Source organism: Pseudomonas sp. TE21394 (assembly GCF_054057835.1).
Genome location: NZ_JBSRZR010000001.1, coordinates 3,954,605 through 3,969,373, shown reverse-complemented (window position 1 = coordinate 3,969,373; position 14,769 = coordinate 3,954,605). Strand labels below are relative to the sequence as shown.

Genomic DNA, 14,769 nt, shown 5'->3' with positions numbered 1-14,769 from the left:
GAGCCGGGTGCAAACCCTGATGGCTGCTGGGCTCCTGTGGGAGCGGGCGTGCCCGCCAAGGAGCCAAAGAGATTGACCCTGCCTCCCACCCAAGCCATGCTGCCCGCTCCCCTCCCCCACTGCACGATAGACCATGCTCACCTGGCTGACCCGCGACTCGCTGACCTTTCCCCCCCTGGAAAAAGCCCTGCACGAGCCCAACGGCCTGCTGGCCGCCGGCGGCGACCTGAGCCCCGAGCGCCTGGTACAGGCTTATCGCCATGGCTGCTTCCCGTGGTACCAGGACGGCCAGCCGATTCTCTGGTGGTCGCCCGACCCACGCACGGTGCTGTTCCCGGACCAGTTGCACGTATCGCGTTCGCTGGCCAAACTGATGCGCCAGGGCCGCTACCAGGTCAGCTTCGACACGGACTTCGCCGCCGTGATCACCGCTTGTGCCGCCCCCCGCGACTACGCCGATGGCACCTGGATCACCGACACCATGCGCGCCGCCTATTGCGAACTGCACCGGCGCGGCATCGCCCATTCGGTGGAGGTACGCCAGGACGGTGAACTGGTCGGCGGCCTGTACGGCCTGGCCATGGGCCAGTTGTTCTTCGGCGAATCGATGTTCAGCCGCGCCGACAACGCCTCCAAGGTCGGCTTCGCGACCCTGGTCAAGCACCTGCGTCAGGCCGGCTTCGTCCTCATCGACTGCCAGATGCCGACCAACCACCTGCACAGCCTCGGCGCCGTGGCCATCAGCCGCGCCGAGTTCGTCGGCTACCTGGCCCGCCACCTGGACCAGCCCAACAGCGCCACCTGGGTTGCCTAGGCGAGTTCCCAGAGCTGGCATACACTTAAAGCAACGTCTCACCGAGGGGGTTGATCATGACAGAGTTGGCGCGGTTGAAGTTCTATGCCACTCAGCCCCACTCCTGCAGTTACCTGCCCGACGAGCAGGCCACCACGCTGTTCCTCGACCCCAGCCAGCCGATGGACGTGCATGTATACGCCGACTTGTCGGAGATGGGCTTCCGCCGCAGTGGCGACCATCTGTACCGCCCGCATTGCCAGAACTGCAATGCCTGCGTACCGGCGCGCATCCCGGCGGCGCGCTTCATTCCCAACCGTCAGCAACGGCGCATCCTCAAGCGCAATGCCGACCTGACCGTGACCGCGGCGCGCCCGGCGTTCAAGGAAGAGTACTTCGACCTGTACCGACGCTATATCGAAACGCGCCATGCCGACGGTGACATGTACCCGCCCAGTCGCGACCAGTTTGCCACCTTCCTGGTACGCGACCTGCCGTTCTGCTGGTTCTACGAGTTTCGCCAGGAGGGCCGCCTGATGGCGGTGGCCGTATGCGACCTGCTGCCCAACGGCCTGTCGGCGGTGTACACCTTCTACGAGCCGGAAGAAGAACGCCGCAGCCTGGGCCGCTTCGCCATCCTATGGCAGATCACCGAAGCCGTGCGCCAGGACCTGGAGGCGGTATACCTGGGCTACTGGATCAAGAACTGCAAGAAAATGAACTACAAGACGCAATACCGGCCTATCGAACTGTTGATCAATCAGCGCTGGGTTACCCTCAACTGAAAGGCATTGGCTTGACACACAATTTTCGGGCATAATCCACGCCACTTTTTTGCCCGGTGCGGTTATGCGTCGGGCCAACACTGGATCCGAGGGCTCTACTGCATGTCGAAAGAAGACAGCTTCGAAATGGAAGGTACTGTCGTCGACACCCTGCCCAACACCATGTTCCGCGTGGAGTTGGAAAACGGGCACGTCGTAACCGCGCACATCTCCGGAAAGATGCGCAAGAACTACATCCGCATTCTGACTGGCGACAAGGTCCGCGTCGAACTGACACCGTACGACCTGAGCAAGGGCCGCATCACCTACCGTGCGCGCTAAGCTCAAGCCATGAAAAAGCCCGGCCATGTGCCGGGCTTTTTTGTGCCTGTGAAGCGTCAGGCTTGCATCGCACCTTGTGGGAGCGGGCCCCGCTATCAGGCAACCTCAGCCGTGGTTTCGAAGTCGAACACCAGCTCGCCATCGCGCAGGTCGACGTGCACCACGCCGCCATGCTCGGCCAGTTCGCCAAACAGGATCTCCTCGGCCAGTGGCCGTTTGATCTTGTCCTGGATCAGCCGCGCCATTGGCCGCGCACCCATCTGCACGTCGTAACCCGAGGCCGCCAGCCAGCCGCGGGCAGCATCGCTGACTTCCAGCAGTACACGCTTGTCTTCCAGCTGCGCCTGCAGTTCGATGAGGAACTTGTCGACGATGCTCTTGATCGTCTCGTGGCTCAGGCGACCGAACTGGATGATGGTGTCCAGGCGGTTGCGGAACTCCGGCGTGAAGCTCTTGCGGATGACCTCCATGGCATCGGACGCATGGTCCTGATGAGTGAAGCCGATCGAGGCCCGCGCGGCAGTTTCGGCACCGGCGTTGGTGGTCATGATCAGAATCACGTTACGGAAGTCGGCCTTGCGCCCGTTGTTGTCGGTCAGGGTGCCGTGGTCCATCACCTGCAGCAGCAGGTTGAAGACTTCGGGGTGAGCCTTCTCGATCTCATCGAGCAGCAACACGCAGTGCGGCTGCTTGGTGATCGCCTCGGTCAGCAAGCCACCCTGGTCGAAACCGACGTAACCGGGCGGAGCACCAATCAGGCGCGACACGGTGTGACGCTCCATGTATTCGGACATGTCGAAGCGCACCAGCTCTACACCCAGTGCCTTGGCCAGCTGCCGCGCCGCTTCGGTCTTGCCGACGCCGGTCGGGCCGGCGAACAGGAACGAGCCCACCGGTTTGTCTGGCGACTTGAGGCCTGCACGCGACAGCTTGATGGCAGTGGCCAAAGAATCGATGGCCGCATCCTGACCGAACACGGTCAGCTTCAGATCGCGCTCAAGGTTGCGCAGCAACTCCTTGTCGGAACTGGTGACATGTTTTGGCGGAATCCGTGCAATCTTGGCGACGATGTCCTCGACCTGCGGCACGTCGATACGCTTGACCCGGTTGGCTTCCGGCTGCAGGCGCTGGTAGGCGCCGGCTTCGTCGATGACGTCGATGGCCTTGTCCGGCATGTGCCGGTCATTGATATAGCGCGACGCCAGTTCGGCGGCGGCGCGCAGGGCTTCGTCGCTGTACTCGATGTTGTGGTGGCTTTCGAAGCGCCCTTTCAGGCCGCGCAGGATACCCACGGTGTCCTCCACCGACGGCTCGCTGACATCGACCTTCTGGAAGCGCCGCGCCAGGGCGCGGTCTTTCTCGAAGATGCCACGGAACTCCTGGAACGTGGTCGAGCCGATGCAGCGGATTTCACCGGACGACAGCAGCGGCTTGAGCAGGTTGGATGCATCCATCACCCCGCCCGATGCCGCACCGGCGCCGATGATGGTATGGATCTCGTCAATGAACAGGATCGCCTGCGGGCGCTTGCGCAGCTCGCCCAGCAGCGCCTTGAAGCGCTTCTCGAAGTCGCCACGGTACTTGGTACCGGCCAGCAGCGCCCCAAGGTCGAGGGAATACACCACGCTCTGCGCCAGCAGGTCGGGCACCTGGCCATCGACGATACGCTTGGCCAAGCCTTCGGCGATGGCGGTCTTGCCCACCCCGGCTTCACCCACCAGCAGCGGGTTGTTCTTGCGCCGACGCGCCAGGATCTGCGCCACGCGCTCCACTTCCTGCTCGCGGCCGACCAATGGGTCGATGCGGCCGGCACGGGCCAGCTCGTTCAGGTTGCTGGCGTAGGCATCCAGTGGGTTGCTCGAAGAGGCGGTATCGCCGCCCTCATCGTCCTGCATTTCCTGGTCGTTTTCGGAATGCGAACCATGGCCCGGCACCTTGGAGATGCCGTGGGCGATGTAGTTGACCACGTCGATGCGGGCCACGCTCTGCTGCTTGAGCAGGAACACGGCCTGGCTTTCCTGTTCGCTGAAGATCGCCACCAGCACGTTGGCGCCCGTGACTTCACGCTTGCCCGAGCTCTGCACGTGGAACACGGCACGCTGCAGCACGCGCTGGAAGCCCAGGGTCGGCTGGGTCTCGCGGTCTTCGTCGTTGACCGGAATCAGTGGTGTGGTGGAATCGATGAACTCTTGCAGGTCGTGCTTGAGCTTGTCGAGATTGGCGCCACAGGCGCGCAGAACGGTCGCGGCAGCCTCATTGTCAAGGAGTGCCAGCAGCAGATGCTCGACGGTCATGAACTCATGACGCTTCGAACGGGCCTCCTTGAAGGCAAGATTGAGGGTGACTTCGAGCTCGCGGTTTAACATAGCTTCACCTCATACCCAAGTGGTCGGCTTTTAACCGTCCTTCTCGATTTCACAGAGTAGCGGATGCTGGCTTTCCCTGGCGTATTGGTTGACCTGCATAGCCTTTGTTTCGGCGATGTCACGGGTAAACAATCCGCACACTGCCCGCCCTTCGGTATGGACGGTCAGCATGATCTTGGTCGCCAGCTCGCGGTTCAGATTGAAGAACGTCTCGAGCACTTCGACGACGAAATCCATCGGCGTGTAGTCATCGTTGAACAAAACCACCTTGTACATCGGTGGCGCCTGCAGGATCGGCTTGGCTTCCTGAACCGCAAGACCTGAGCCGTCGTCCTCATTCGATTGCGGGCGATCCTGATTGAATGTTAGTCGAATCTCACTAGGTGCATGCATGGAAAGAATTTCATCATGAGCGACAGGTTAAGGTTGTGGGTTGACTGCAAAAGCCGCCACCGGAGCACGCGCCGCGTGACCTTGACTAACGGCAAAACGGTGTTACAAACAATAAGAACCCACCGTGGTCGATAAAGATCCGCGCAGTCAACCAGATTTTTCGCAAGGTTCGTATGCGGATGAAGTGGATGATACTCCAGTGATGGAGTCCTTTGCAGAGGGACATAGGGATGGCAAGCGGTAAAGTCAAGTGGTTCAACAATGCCAAGGGCTATGGGTTCATCAATGAAGAGGGCAAGAGCGAAGACTTGTTCGCTCATTTCTCGGCCATCCAGATGGACGGTTACAAGACCCTGAAGGCCGGCCAGGCGGTGAGTTTCGAAATCGTCCAGGGCCCCAAAGGCCTGCACGCAGTGAACATCAGCAACGCCTCCAGCCCCTCCGTCGCCAGCGCCCATTCCGCCGGCAGCCCTGCCGACGCCTGAGCGCCGCTGCCGGCAACAAGTTCGGCCGCCTCCTTGCGGAAGCGGCCGGTTTTGCGTTGCCTCACATATGCTTGATCATTTCATCGCCAAAGCCTGAACTGCTGACCAGGGTGGCGCCCTCCATCAACCGCTCGAAGTCGTAGGTCACCGTCTTGGCGGCAATCGCGCCATTGGTGCCCTTGATGATCAGGTCGGCAGCTTCGGTCCAGCCCATGTGCCGCAGCATCATTTCTGCCGAGAGGATCACCGAGCCTGGGTTGACCTTGTCCTGCCCGGCATACTTGGGAGCGGTACCATGGGTGGCCTCGAACATGGCCACAGTGTCGGACAGGTTGGCCCCCGGCGCGATGCCGATGCCGCCCACCTCTGCCGCCAGGGCGTCGGAAAGGTAGTCACCGTTGAGGTTGAGGGTGGCAATCACGTCGTACTCGGCCGGGCGCAACAGGATCTGTTGCAGCATGGCGTCGGCGATGGCGTCCTTGACGATGACCTCGCGGCCGCTCTTGGGGTTCTTGAACTTCATCCACGGGCCGCCATCGAGCAATTCGGCACCGAACTCGTCACGCGCCACTTCGTAGCCCCAGTCCTTGAAGGCGCCTTCGGTGAATTTCATGATGTTGCCCTTGTGTACCAGGGTCAGCGATTCGCGGTCATTGTCCACCACGTACTGCAAGGCCTTGCGCACCAGGCGCTTGGTCCCCTCGCGGGATACTGGCTTGACGCCGATGCCGCAGTCCTGGTCGAAACGGATCTTGGTGACGCCCATTTCCTCCTTGAGGAACCTGATCACCTTGTTCGCCTCGGGCGAACCGGCCTTCCACTCGATCCCGGCGTAGATGTCCTCGGAGTTCTCGCGGAAGATCACCATGTCGACGTCGCCAGGCTTCTTCACCGGGCTTGGCACGCCCTGGAACCACAGCACCGGACGCAGGCACACGTACAGGTCGAGCTGCTGGCGCAAGGCCACGTTGAGCGAGCGGATACCACCGCCCACCGGCGTGGTCAGCGGCCCCTTGATCGACACCACGTAATCACGCACGGCATCGAGGGTTTCCTGTGGCAACCAGGTGTCCTGGTCGTACACCTGGGTGGCCTTCTCGCCCGCGTACACCTCCATCCAGGCGATCTTGCGCTTGCCGCCGTAGGCCTTCTGCACGGCGGCGTCGACCACCTTGATCATGACCGGCGAGACATCCACGCCAATCCCGTCACCTTCGATGTAGGGAATGATCGGGTTGTCAGGCACGTTGAGCGAATGGTCGGCATTGACGGTGATCTTGGCGCCGTCGGTCGGAACCTTGATTTTCTGGTATCCCATGCTTGCACTACTCCGCTGTCGGGTATGTGTGTTTGGTCATCTGCGATCCAATGAGACTAAACCACATCTGCCGAGGTGCAAGGCATGCGACAACCGACCACATTGCCGCTTAGTCTTTGGTCTTATAAGTGGGCCGATATCACTTGGCCTTGCTGATTAGCCCGAATGGTTTGGTATACTGCGCCGCGACCGAAGGGTCATCGGGGCGATCCCTTGGAAAATGCGGACCGCCCTCGGCCATGAACGGCCACTAAGCCTGGGCTGTTACCGCAGTTCAGCACTTGACGCTCGACTGATGCATCCACCATCACCGCTCGCAGCCTCTCGACTTTCCGCTCATGGCGCTGCCAGGGCGATGCGCCTACCCTGCGCACCACGAGACTCGAGCACGCTCAGCACACAGAGAGTTAACCCGCATGCCCACCCGTTCCAAGATCATCTATACCTTCACCGACGAAGCCCCCGCCCTCGCCACCTACTCGCTGCTGCCGATCATCGAAGCCTTCACCGCCTCGGCTGACATCGCCGTCGAAACCCGCGACATCTCCCTGGCTGGCCGCATCCTCGCCGCCTTCCCGGAGCAACTGGGCGCAGAGAAGCAAGTAGGCGATCACCTGGCGGAACTGGGCCAGCTGGCTACCACCCCCGAAGCCAACATCATCAAGCTGCCGAACATCAGCGCCTCGGTACCGCAGCTGAAAGCCGCGATCAAGGAACTGCAAGCCAAGGGCTACAACATCCCTGACTATGCCGACGAGCCAGCCACCGCGGAAGAGAAAGAATCCCGCGCCCGCTACGACCGCATCAAGGGTTCCGCGGTGAACCCGGTCCTGCGCGAAGGCAACTCCGACCGCCGCGCACCGCTGTCGGTGAAGAACTACGCGCGCAAGCACCCGCACAAGATGGGCGCCTGGGCTGCCGACTCCAAGTCGCACGTTGCCCACATGACCCAAGGTGACTTCTACGGCAGCGAGAAAGCCGCACTGATCGAAGCCGACGACACCCTGCGCATCGAACTGGTCGGCAAAGACGGCAGCACCACCATGCTGAAGGAAAAGACCGCGGTCAAGGCAGCTGAAGTCATCGACTGCGCAACCATGAGCCGCAAGGCCCTGAAAGCCTTCATCGCCGAGCAGATCGCCGATGCCAAGGCTTCCGGCGTACTGCTCTCGGTACACCTGAAAGCCACCATGATGAAGGTCTCCGACCCGATCATGTTCGGCGTCATCGTCGAAGAGTTCTACGGCGACGTACTGGCCAAGCACGCCGCTTCTCTGGCCGAAGTAGGCTTCAACGCCAACAACGGCATCGGCGACCTGTACGCCCGCATCAAGGACCTGCCAGTCGAGAAGCAGGCCGAGATCGAAGCCGACATCCAGGCCCTGTACGCCCAGCGCCCGGCCCTGGCCATGGTCAACTCCGACAAGGGCATCACCAACCTGCACGTGCCAAGCGACGTGATCGTCGACGCCTCGATGCCGGCCATGATCCGTGACTCGGGCAAGATGTGGAACGCCGCCGGCGAACTGCAGGACGCCAAGGCCGTGATCCCGGACCGCTGCTACGCCGGCATCTACCAGGCCACCATCGAAGACTGCAAGGCCAACGGCGCCTTCGACCCGACCACCATGGGCAGCGTACCGAACGTCGGCCTGATGGCGCAGAAGGCCGAAGAATACGGCTCCCACGACAAGACCTTCCAGATCAAGACCGACGGCGTCGTGCGCGTGGTCGATGGCAAGGGCAACGTGGTGCTGGAGCAGAACGTCGAAGCCGGTGACATCTTCCGCATGTGCCAGACCAAGGACGCGCCGATCCAGGATTGGGTCAAGCTGGCCGTCAACCGCGCCCGCCTGAGCAACACCCCGGCAGTGTTCTGGCTGGACCCGGCCCGCGCCCACGACGGCGTGATGATCGAAAAGGTACAGAAGTACCTGAAGGATCACGACACTTCCGGCCTGGACATCCGCATCCTGGCCCCGGTCGACGCCATCAAGTTCTCGCTGGCGCGCATCCGCGAAGGCAAGGACACCATCTCGGTGACCGGCAACGTGCTGCGTGACTACCTGACCGACCTGTTCCCGATCATGGAACTGGGCACCAGCGCCAAGATGCTGTCGATCGTGCCGCTGATGAACGGTGGTGGCCTGTTCGAAACCGGCGCCGGCGGTTCGGCACCGAAGCACGTGCAGCAGCTGGTGGAAGAAAACTTCCTGCGCTGGGACTCGCTGGGTGAATTCCTGGCCCTGGCCGCTTCCCTGGAGCACCTGGGCAACACCTACGACAACCCGCGCGCCAAGGTGCTGGCCAACACCCTGGACCAGGCTACCGGCAAGTTCCTCGACACCAACAAGTCGCCTTCGCGCAAAGTCGGTGGCATCGACAACCGTGGCAGCCACTTCTACCTGACCCTGTACTGGGCCCAGGCCCTGGCTGCGCAGAACGACGACGCTGCCCTGCAGGCGCGCTTCGCCCCACTGGCCAAGACCCTGACCGAGAACGAGGAGACCATCGTCGCCGAGCTCAACGCCGTCCAGGGCAAGCCGGCCGACATCGGTGGCTACTATGCCCCGGATGCCGAGCTGACCGCCAAGGTGATGCGCCCAAGCCAGACCCTGAACAGCGCCATCGCCGCCCTGTAAGGTTCGCTTGAAGTAACCGCACAAACCCCGGCCACGCACCGGGGTTTGTGCTTTTTTGGGAAAGGGGCCGCCTTGCGGCCCCAGGATCTAAGGACACCACCATGGCCTGGCAACCCCACATCACCGTCGCCACCATCGTCGAAAACGAGGGCAAGTTCCTCTTCGTCGAAGAATTCAAAGCCGGCCAGCACGTCTTCAACCAACCCGCAGGCCACCTCGAACCCAACGAAACCCTGCCCCAGGCCGCCCTGCGCGAAACCTTGGAAGAAACCGCCTGGGAAGTCGAGCTGACCGGGGTGGTCGGCATCTACCTGTACACCGCCCCCAGCAACGGCGTGACCTACCAGCGCATCTGCTTCGCCGCCCGCCCCCTGCGCCACCGCCCGGAACTGGCCCTGGACAGCGACATCGTCCGCGCCGTGTGGCTGACCCGCGATGAACTGCTGGCCGACCCGGCCCGCTGGCGCAGCGAACTGGTACCACGCTGCCTCGACGACTACCTCGAAGGCCCCCTGCACAGCCTCGACCTGCTGCGCGACTGACGTGGCGCCGCGGGTTTGATAGAATCGGCTCTTTTCCCCCCTGATACACACCGGTAACCATGACCAGCCCAGCACTCAAAGACCCCGCCAAGACCCGCGTCATCGTCGGCATGTCCGGCGGCGTGGACTCTTCCGTCTCCGCCCTTCTGCTCATGGAGCAGGGCTACCAGGTGGAAGGGCTGTTCATGAAGAACTGGGAAGAAGACGACGGCACCGAATACTGCACCGCCCGTGAAGACCTGGCCGACGCCCAGGCCGTGTGTGACCGCATCGGCATCAAGCTGCACACCGCCAACTTCGCCGCCGAGTACTGGGACAACGTATTCGAGCATTTCCTCGAGGAATACAAGGCCGGCCGCACACCCAACCCGGACATCCTCTGCAACCGTGAAATCAAGTTCAAGGCGTTCCTCGACTATGCCCTGTCGCTGGGTGCCGACCTGATCGCCACCGGCCACTACGTGCGCCGCCGCGACACCGGCGAACTGACCGAACTGCTCAAGGGCCTGGACCCGAACAAGGACCAGAGCTATTTCCTGCACGCCGTCGGCGGCAAGGAAATCGCCCGCACCCTGTTCCCGGTCGGCGAACTGGAAAAGCCCGAAGTACGCGCCATCGCCGAAAAGCATGGCCTGGCCACTGCCAAGAAAAAGGACTCGACCGGCATCTGCTTCATCGGCGAACGCCGTTTCAGCGACTTCCTCAAGCAGTACCTGCCGGCCCAGCCGGGCAACATCGAAACCACTGACGGCGAAGTGATCGGCCGCCACCACGGCCTGATGTATCACACCATCGGCCAGCGTCAGGGCCTGGGCATTGGCGGCCTGAAGGATGCCGGTGACGAGCCGTGGTACGTGCTGCACAAGGACCTGGCGCGCAACGTGCTGGTGGTCGGCCAGGGCAACGACCACCCCTGGCTGTTCTCGCGGGCCCTGCTGGCCTCGGAAATTTTCTGGGTCAACCCGATCGACCTCGGCAGCCCGCGCCAGCTCACCGCCAAGGTTCGCTACCGCCAGGGCGACCAGCGCTGCACCCTGGAACGCAGCGCAAGCGGCTACCGCGCCGTGTTCGACGAACCGCAGCGCGCCGTTACCCCGGGCCAGTCGGTGGTGTTCTACGATGGCGAGGTGTGCCTGGGCGGTGGCGTGATCGAAACTGCCGAGCCGTGGAGCCCGCGCGCATGAGCAAGCTGCAGGAGCAGTTGATAGCGTTGGGTGGTGTGTTCCAGGCTGCGGTGCTGGTGGACCGCATCGCCCGCACCGGCCAGGCCAGCGAAGCCAACATCGGCTGCATGCTGGGCAGCCTGCTGGTGCGTGACCCCAAGGACACCCTGGAGGTGTTCGGCGGCGACGACCTCAACCTGCGCGATGGCTACCGTGCGCTGGTCGGCGCTCTGGAGCGCGACCCCAGCAGCCTGCAGCGCGAGCCGCTGCGCTACGCCCTGTCGATACTCGGCCTGGAGCGCCAGCTGAACAAGCGCGCCGACCTGCTCGACACCATTGGCAATCGCCTGCCGCAAATCCAGTCCCAGGCCGAGCATTTCGGCCTGGTTCACGAAAACGTCATCGCTTCCAGCGGAGCCTTGTACCAGGACACCCTGAGCACCTTGCGCCAGCGTATCCAGGTGCATGGCGACATGCGTTTCCTGCAACAGGCCAGCAACGCCTCGAAGATCCGCGCCCTGCTGCTGGCCGGTATCCGCGCCGCCCGCCTGTGGCGCCAGCTGGGTGGCCACCGCTGGCAGCTGGTATTCAGCCGGCGCAAGTTGCTCAACGAACTGTACGACATGATGCGTTCGCCTTCCTGAGCGATGCGCATTGCCCTGTGCTGGAGCGGCCCTGGGTCGCGATGGGCCGCTCCTGCACAACGGCCGCGACATGTTTTTATAGGGCCGACCTTTGGTCAGCCACCCGACTCCGGCGCAAAATTCATGTATGATATGCGCCCTTCCAAAAGCCTGACTGTCCGAGAACACCCCATGCAGCTTTCTTCGCTCACTGCGGTTTCCCCTGTAGACGGCCGTTATGCCGGCAAAACCCAGGCCTTGCGCCCCATCTTCAGCGAATTCGGCCTGATCCGTTTCCGCGCCCTGGTCGAAGTGCGCTGGCTGCAGCGCCTGGCCGCCCACCCGCAGATCGGCGAAGTGCCGGCATTTTCCGCCGAAGCCAATGCCCTGCTGGACAGCCTGGCTACCGATTTCAAGCTTGAGCACGCCGAACGCGTCAAGGAAATCGAGCGCACCACCAACCACGACGTCAAGGCGATCGAATACCTCCTCAAGGAGCAGGCCGCCAAGTTGCCTGAGCTGGCCAAGGTCAGCGAGTTCATCCACTTCGCCTGCACCAGCGAGGACATCAACAACCTGTCCCACGCCCTGATGCTGCGCGCTGGCCGCGACGACGTGCTGCTGCCGCTGATGCGCCAGATCGCCGACGCCATCCGCGCCCTGGCCCACGCCCATGCCGACGTGCCGATGCTGTCGCGCACCCACGGCCAGCCGGCGTCGCCGACTACCCTGGGCAAAGAGCTGGCCAACGTCGTGTACCGCCTGGAGCGCCAGATCGCCCAGGTTGCTGCCGTACCGCTGCTGGGCAAGATCAACGGTGCCGTGGGCAACTACAACGCCCACCTGTCGGCCTATTCGCAGATCGACTGGGAACAGAACGCCCGCGCCTTCATCGAAGACGAGCTGGGCCTGCAGTTCAACCCGTACACCACCCAGATCGAGCCGCACGACTACATCGCCGAATTGTTCGACGCCATCGCCCGCTTCAACACCATCCTGATCGACTTCGACCGTGACGTGTGGGGCTACATCTCGCTGGGCTACTTCAAGCAGAAGACCGTCGCCGGCGAAATCGGCTCGTCGACCATGCCGCACAAGGTCAACCCGATCGACTTCGAAAACTCCGAAGGCAACCTGGGCATCGCCAACGCACTGTTCCAGCACCTGGCCAGCAAGCTGCCGATCTCGCGCTGGCAGCGCGACCTGACCGACTCCACCGTGCTGCGCAACCTGGGCGTGGGCTTTGCCCACAGCGTCATCGCCTACGAAGCCAGCCTGAAAGGCATCGGCAAGCTGGAAGTCAACGCAGCCCGCATCGCCGCCGACCTGGACGCCTGCTGGGAAGTGCTGGCCGAGCCGATCCAGACCGTGATGCGCCGCTTCAACATCGAGAACCCCTACGAGAAGCTCAAGGAGCTGACTCGCGGCAAGGGCATTACCCCGGAAGCGCTGCTGACCTTCATCGACGGCCTGGATATGCCGGCCGAAGCCAAGGCCGAGCTCAAGCAACTGACCCCGGCTACCTACATCGGCAACGCAGCAGCACAGGCGAAACGCATCTAAGCTGAGCGTCGCGTTCAACGCCCGGCCTGGCCGGGCGTTTTTATTCACGGACGAAAATTACTTTTTTTCAATAGGTTGAACATGAATCCTGATACTCCACTGCAGCTGCTCGGCGGCATTTCGGCCCGCGAATTCATGCGCGACTACTGGCAGAAGAAGCCACTGCTGGTGCGCCAGGCCTTCCCGGATTTCATCAGCCCGATCGACCCCGACGAGCTGGCCGGCCTGGCCCTGGAAGAGGAAGTCGAGTCGCGTATCGTGCTCGAGCACGGCGCGCACCCGTGGGAGCTGCGCCGCGGCCCGTTCAACGAAGACACCTTTGCCGAGCTGCCGGAGAAGGACTGGACCCTGCTGGTGCAGGCCGTCGACCAGTTCGTCCCGGAAGTGGCCGAACTGCTGGAGAACTTCCGGTTCCTGCCCAGCTGGCGCATCGATGACGTGATGATCAGCTTCGCCGCGCCTGGTGGCAGTGTCGGCCCGCACTTCGACAACTACGACGTGTTCCTGCTGCAGGGTCACGGCCAGCGCAACTGGAAGATCGGCCAGATGTGCAGCAGCGACAGCCCGCTGCTGGAGCACGCCGACCTGCGCATCCTCGCCGCCTTCGAGCAGAGCGAAGAGTGGACCCTGGAACCGGGCGACATGCTCTACCTGCCGCCGCGCCTGGCCCACTACGGGGTAGCGGTGGACGACTGCCTGACCTATTCGGTCGGCTTCCGTGCCCCCAGCGCCGCCGAAGTGTTGACCCACTTCACCGACTTCCTCGGCCAGTTCCTGCCCGATGAAGAACGTTACAGCGACGCCGATGCCCAGCCGGTCAGCGACCCGCACCAGATCCAGCACGACGCCCTCGACCGCCTCAAGGCCCTGCTCGACAAGCACATGAGCGACAAGGACCTGCTGCTGACCTGGTTCGGCCAGTTCATGACCGAGCCGCGCTACCCGGAGCAGATCGTCGGCGAAGAACTCACCGAAGAAGAACTGGTCGAGGCCCTGGAACAAGGTGCCATCCTGATCCGCAACCCGAGTGCACGCCTGGCCTGGTCCGAGTTCGAAGACGACCTGCTGCTGTTTGCCAGCGGCCGCAGCTGCCCGCTGCCGGGCAAGCTGCGCGAGCTGCTGAAGCTGGTCTGCGCCGCCGACGCGCTGCACATCGACAACCTGGCCGGGTGGCTGCAGGATGAAGACGGCCTGATGCTGGTACAGCAGTTGGTAAAACAAGGAAGCCTGGGGTTTGCCAATGAATAGAATCAGTATTCGCTTGGCCGACTGGCACAAGGACAACGCCGATATTCGCCGTATTCGAGAAGCCGTGTTCGTTGCCGAACAACATATTCCGCCAGAACTGGAGTTCGACTCGGAAGACCAGGATGCGCTGCATTTCCTTGCCCTGGAAGGTGATTACCCGATCGGCACGGCCCGCCTCCTGGCCGACGGTACCATTGGGCGCATCTCGGTGCTCAAGGATTGGCGCGGGATGAAGGTTGGCGATGCGCTGGTCAATGCGGTGATCGCCGAAGCGCAGAACCGCGACCTGAAGCAGCAGATGCTCAGCGCCCAGGTGCATGCCACGCCGTTCTACGAGCGACTGGGCTTCCGCGTAGTCAGCGAGGAATTTCTTGAAGCTGGCATCCCGCATGTGGACATGGTGCGCGATTCACGCGCCTGATCCTTGACCTGTCCGGCCCTTTCGCGGTCAAGCCCGTGAAAGGGCCGGCACAGGCCAACGACATGCCTGCTGACAAAAACCTGTACATCCATCCAGATAAAACTTG

General features: G+C 62.7%; 14 protein-coding genes. 11 read left to right on the top strand and 3 right to left on the bottom strand.

What is annotated here, in order from left to right:
* Window positions 1–133: 133 nt before the first annotated feature.
* The 3 genes from aat (at window position 134) to infA (ending at window position 1,899) form a co-directional block, all read left to right on the top strand.
* A complete protein-coding gene (gene aat, locus ACVWZT_RS18015; RefSeq protein ID WP_296230641.1) occupies window positions 134–814 on the top strand; it encodes a leucyl/phenylalanyl-tRNA--protein transferase in 681 nt (226 codons plus the stop codon).
* A gap of 56 nt (window positions 815–870) precedes the next feature.
* Complete coding sequence (locus tag ACVWZT_RS18010) at window positions 871–1,578, top strand: arginyltransferase (RefSeq protein ID WP_457470551.1); 708 nt, start codon at window positions 871–873, stop codon at window positions 1,576–1,578.
* Between the two features lie 102 nt (window positions 1,579–1,680).
* Window positions 1,681–1,899 carry a translation initiation factor IF-1 gene (gene infA / locus ACVWZT_RS18005; protein WP_002553999.1) on the top strand — a complete coding sequence of 73 codons (219 nt, stop codon included), beginning with the start codon at window positions 1,681–1,683 and terminating at the stop codon, window positions 1,897–1,899.
* 95 nt (window positions 1,900–1,994) lie between these two features.
* Here the strand turns inward: infA and clpA are convergent, their stop codons facing one another.
* Together clpA and clpS are read right to left on the bottom strand one after the other, a co-directional pair.
* Window positions 1,995–4,265, bottom strand: a complete 2,271-nt coding sequence (gene clpA / locus ACVWZT_RS18000; RefSeq protein WP_170030564.1) for an ATP-dependent Clp protease ATP-binding subunit ClpA — start codon at window positions 4,263–4,265, stop codon at window positions 1,995–1,997.
* 30 nt (window positions 4,266–4,295) lie between these two features.
* Window positions 4,296–4,658 (bottom strand): ATP-dependent Clp protease adapter ClpS, encoded by a 363-nt coding sequence (gene clpS, locus ACVWZT_RS17995; RefSeq protein ID WP_013973290.1) that lies wholly within the window; start codon window positions 4,656–4,658, stop codon window positions 4,296–4,298.
* Between the two features lie 230 nt (window positions 4,659–4,888).
* Between clpS and cspD the strand changes: the two genes are divergently transcribed.
* Window positions 4,889–5,143 (top strand): cold shock domain-containing protein CspD, encoded by a 255-nt coding sequence (gene cspD / locus ACVWZT_RS17990; protein ID WP_457470550.1) that lies wholly within the window; start codon window positions 4,889–4,891, stop codon window positions 5,141–5,143.
* Between the two features lie 61 nt (window positions 5,144–5,204).
* Here cspD and icd read toward each other — a convergent pair whose 3' ends face one another.
* Window positions 5,205–6,461: an NADP-dependent isocitrate dehydrogenase gene (gene icd, locus ACVWZT_RS17985; protein ID WP_296230810.1), complete on the bottom strand. Its 1,257-nt coding sequence runs from the start codon at window positions 6,459–6,461 to the stop codon at window positions 5,205–5,207.
* Between the two features lie 416 nt (window positions 6,462–6,877).
* On the opposite strand from icd, the gene ACVWZT_RS17980 reads away from it, so the two are divergent.
* From ACVWZT_RS17980 to ACVWZT_RS17950, 7 genes are all read left to right on the top strand, one after another.
* Window positions 6,878–9,103, top strand: a complete 2,226-nt coding sequence (locus ACVWZT_RS17980) for an NADP-dependent isocitrate dehydrogenase (RefSeq protein WP_457470548.1) — start codon at window positions 6,878–6,880, stop codon at window positions 9,101–9,103.
* Window positions 9,104–9,204: 101 nt separating this feature from the next.
* Window positions 9,205–9,645: an NUDIX hydrolase gene (locus ACVWZT_RS17975; protein ID WP_296230814.1), complete on the top strand. Its 441-nt coding sequence runs from the start codon at window positions 9,205–9,207 to the stop codon at window positions 9,643–9,645.
* Between the two features lie 59 nt (window positions 9,646–9,704).
* Window positions 9,705–10,829 carry a tRNA 2-thiouridine(34) synthase MnmA gene (gene mnmA / locus ACVWZT_RS17970; protein ID WP_440809804.1) on the top strand — a complete coding sequence of 375 codons (1,125 nt, stop codon included), beginning with the start codon at window positions 9,705–9,707 and terminating at the stop codon, window positions 10,827–10,829.
* Complete coding sequence (hflD, locus tag ACVWZT_RS17965) at window positions 10,826–11,452, top strand: high frequency lysogenization protein HflD (protein ID WP_225778399.1); 627 nt, start codon at window positions 10,826–10,828, stop codon at window positions 11,450–11,452. Before mnmA ends, hflD begins: the two co-directional genes overlap by 4 nt.
* A 171-nt stretch (window positions 11,453–11,623) precedes the next feature.
* Window positions 11,624–12,994 carry an adenylosuccinate lyase gene (gene purB / locus ACVWZT_RS17960; RefSeq protein WP_457470545.1) on the top strand — a complete coding sequence of 457 codons (1,371 nt, stop codon included), beginning with the start codon at window positions 11,624–11,626 and terminating at the stop codon, window positions 12,992–12,994.
* Window positions 12,995–13,075: 81 nt separating this feature from the next.
* The gene (locus ACVWZT_RS17955) at window positions 13,076–14,242 is read left to right on the top strand and encodes a ribosomal protein uL16 3-hydroxylase (RefSeq protein WP_457470543.1); all 1,167 of its coding nucleotides are present in this window, start codon (window positions 13,076–13,078) and stop codon (window positions 14,240–14,242) included.
* A complete protein-coding gene (locus ACVWZT_RS17950; protein ID WP_296230818.1) occupies window positions 14,235–14,663 on the top strand; it encodes a GNAT family N-acetyltransferase in 429 nt (142 codons plus the stop codon). Before ACVWZT_RS17955 ends, ACVWZT_RS17950 begins: the two co-directional genes overlap by 8 nt.
* The last annotated feature ends 106 nt before the right edge of the window (window positions 14,664–14,769 follow it).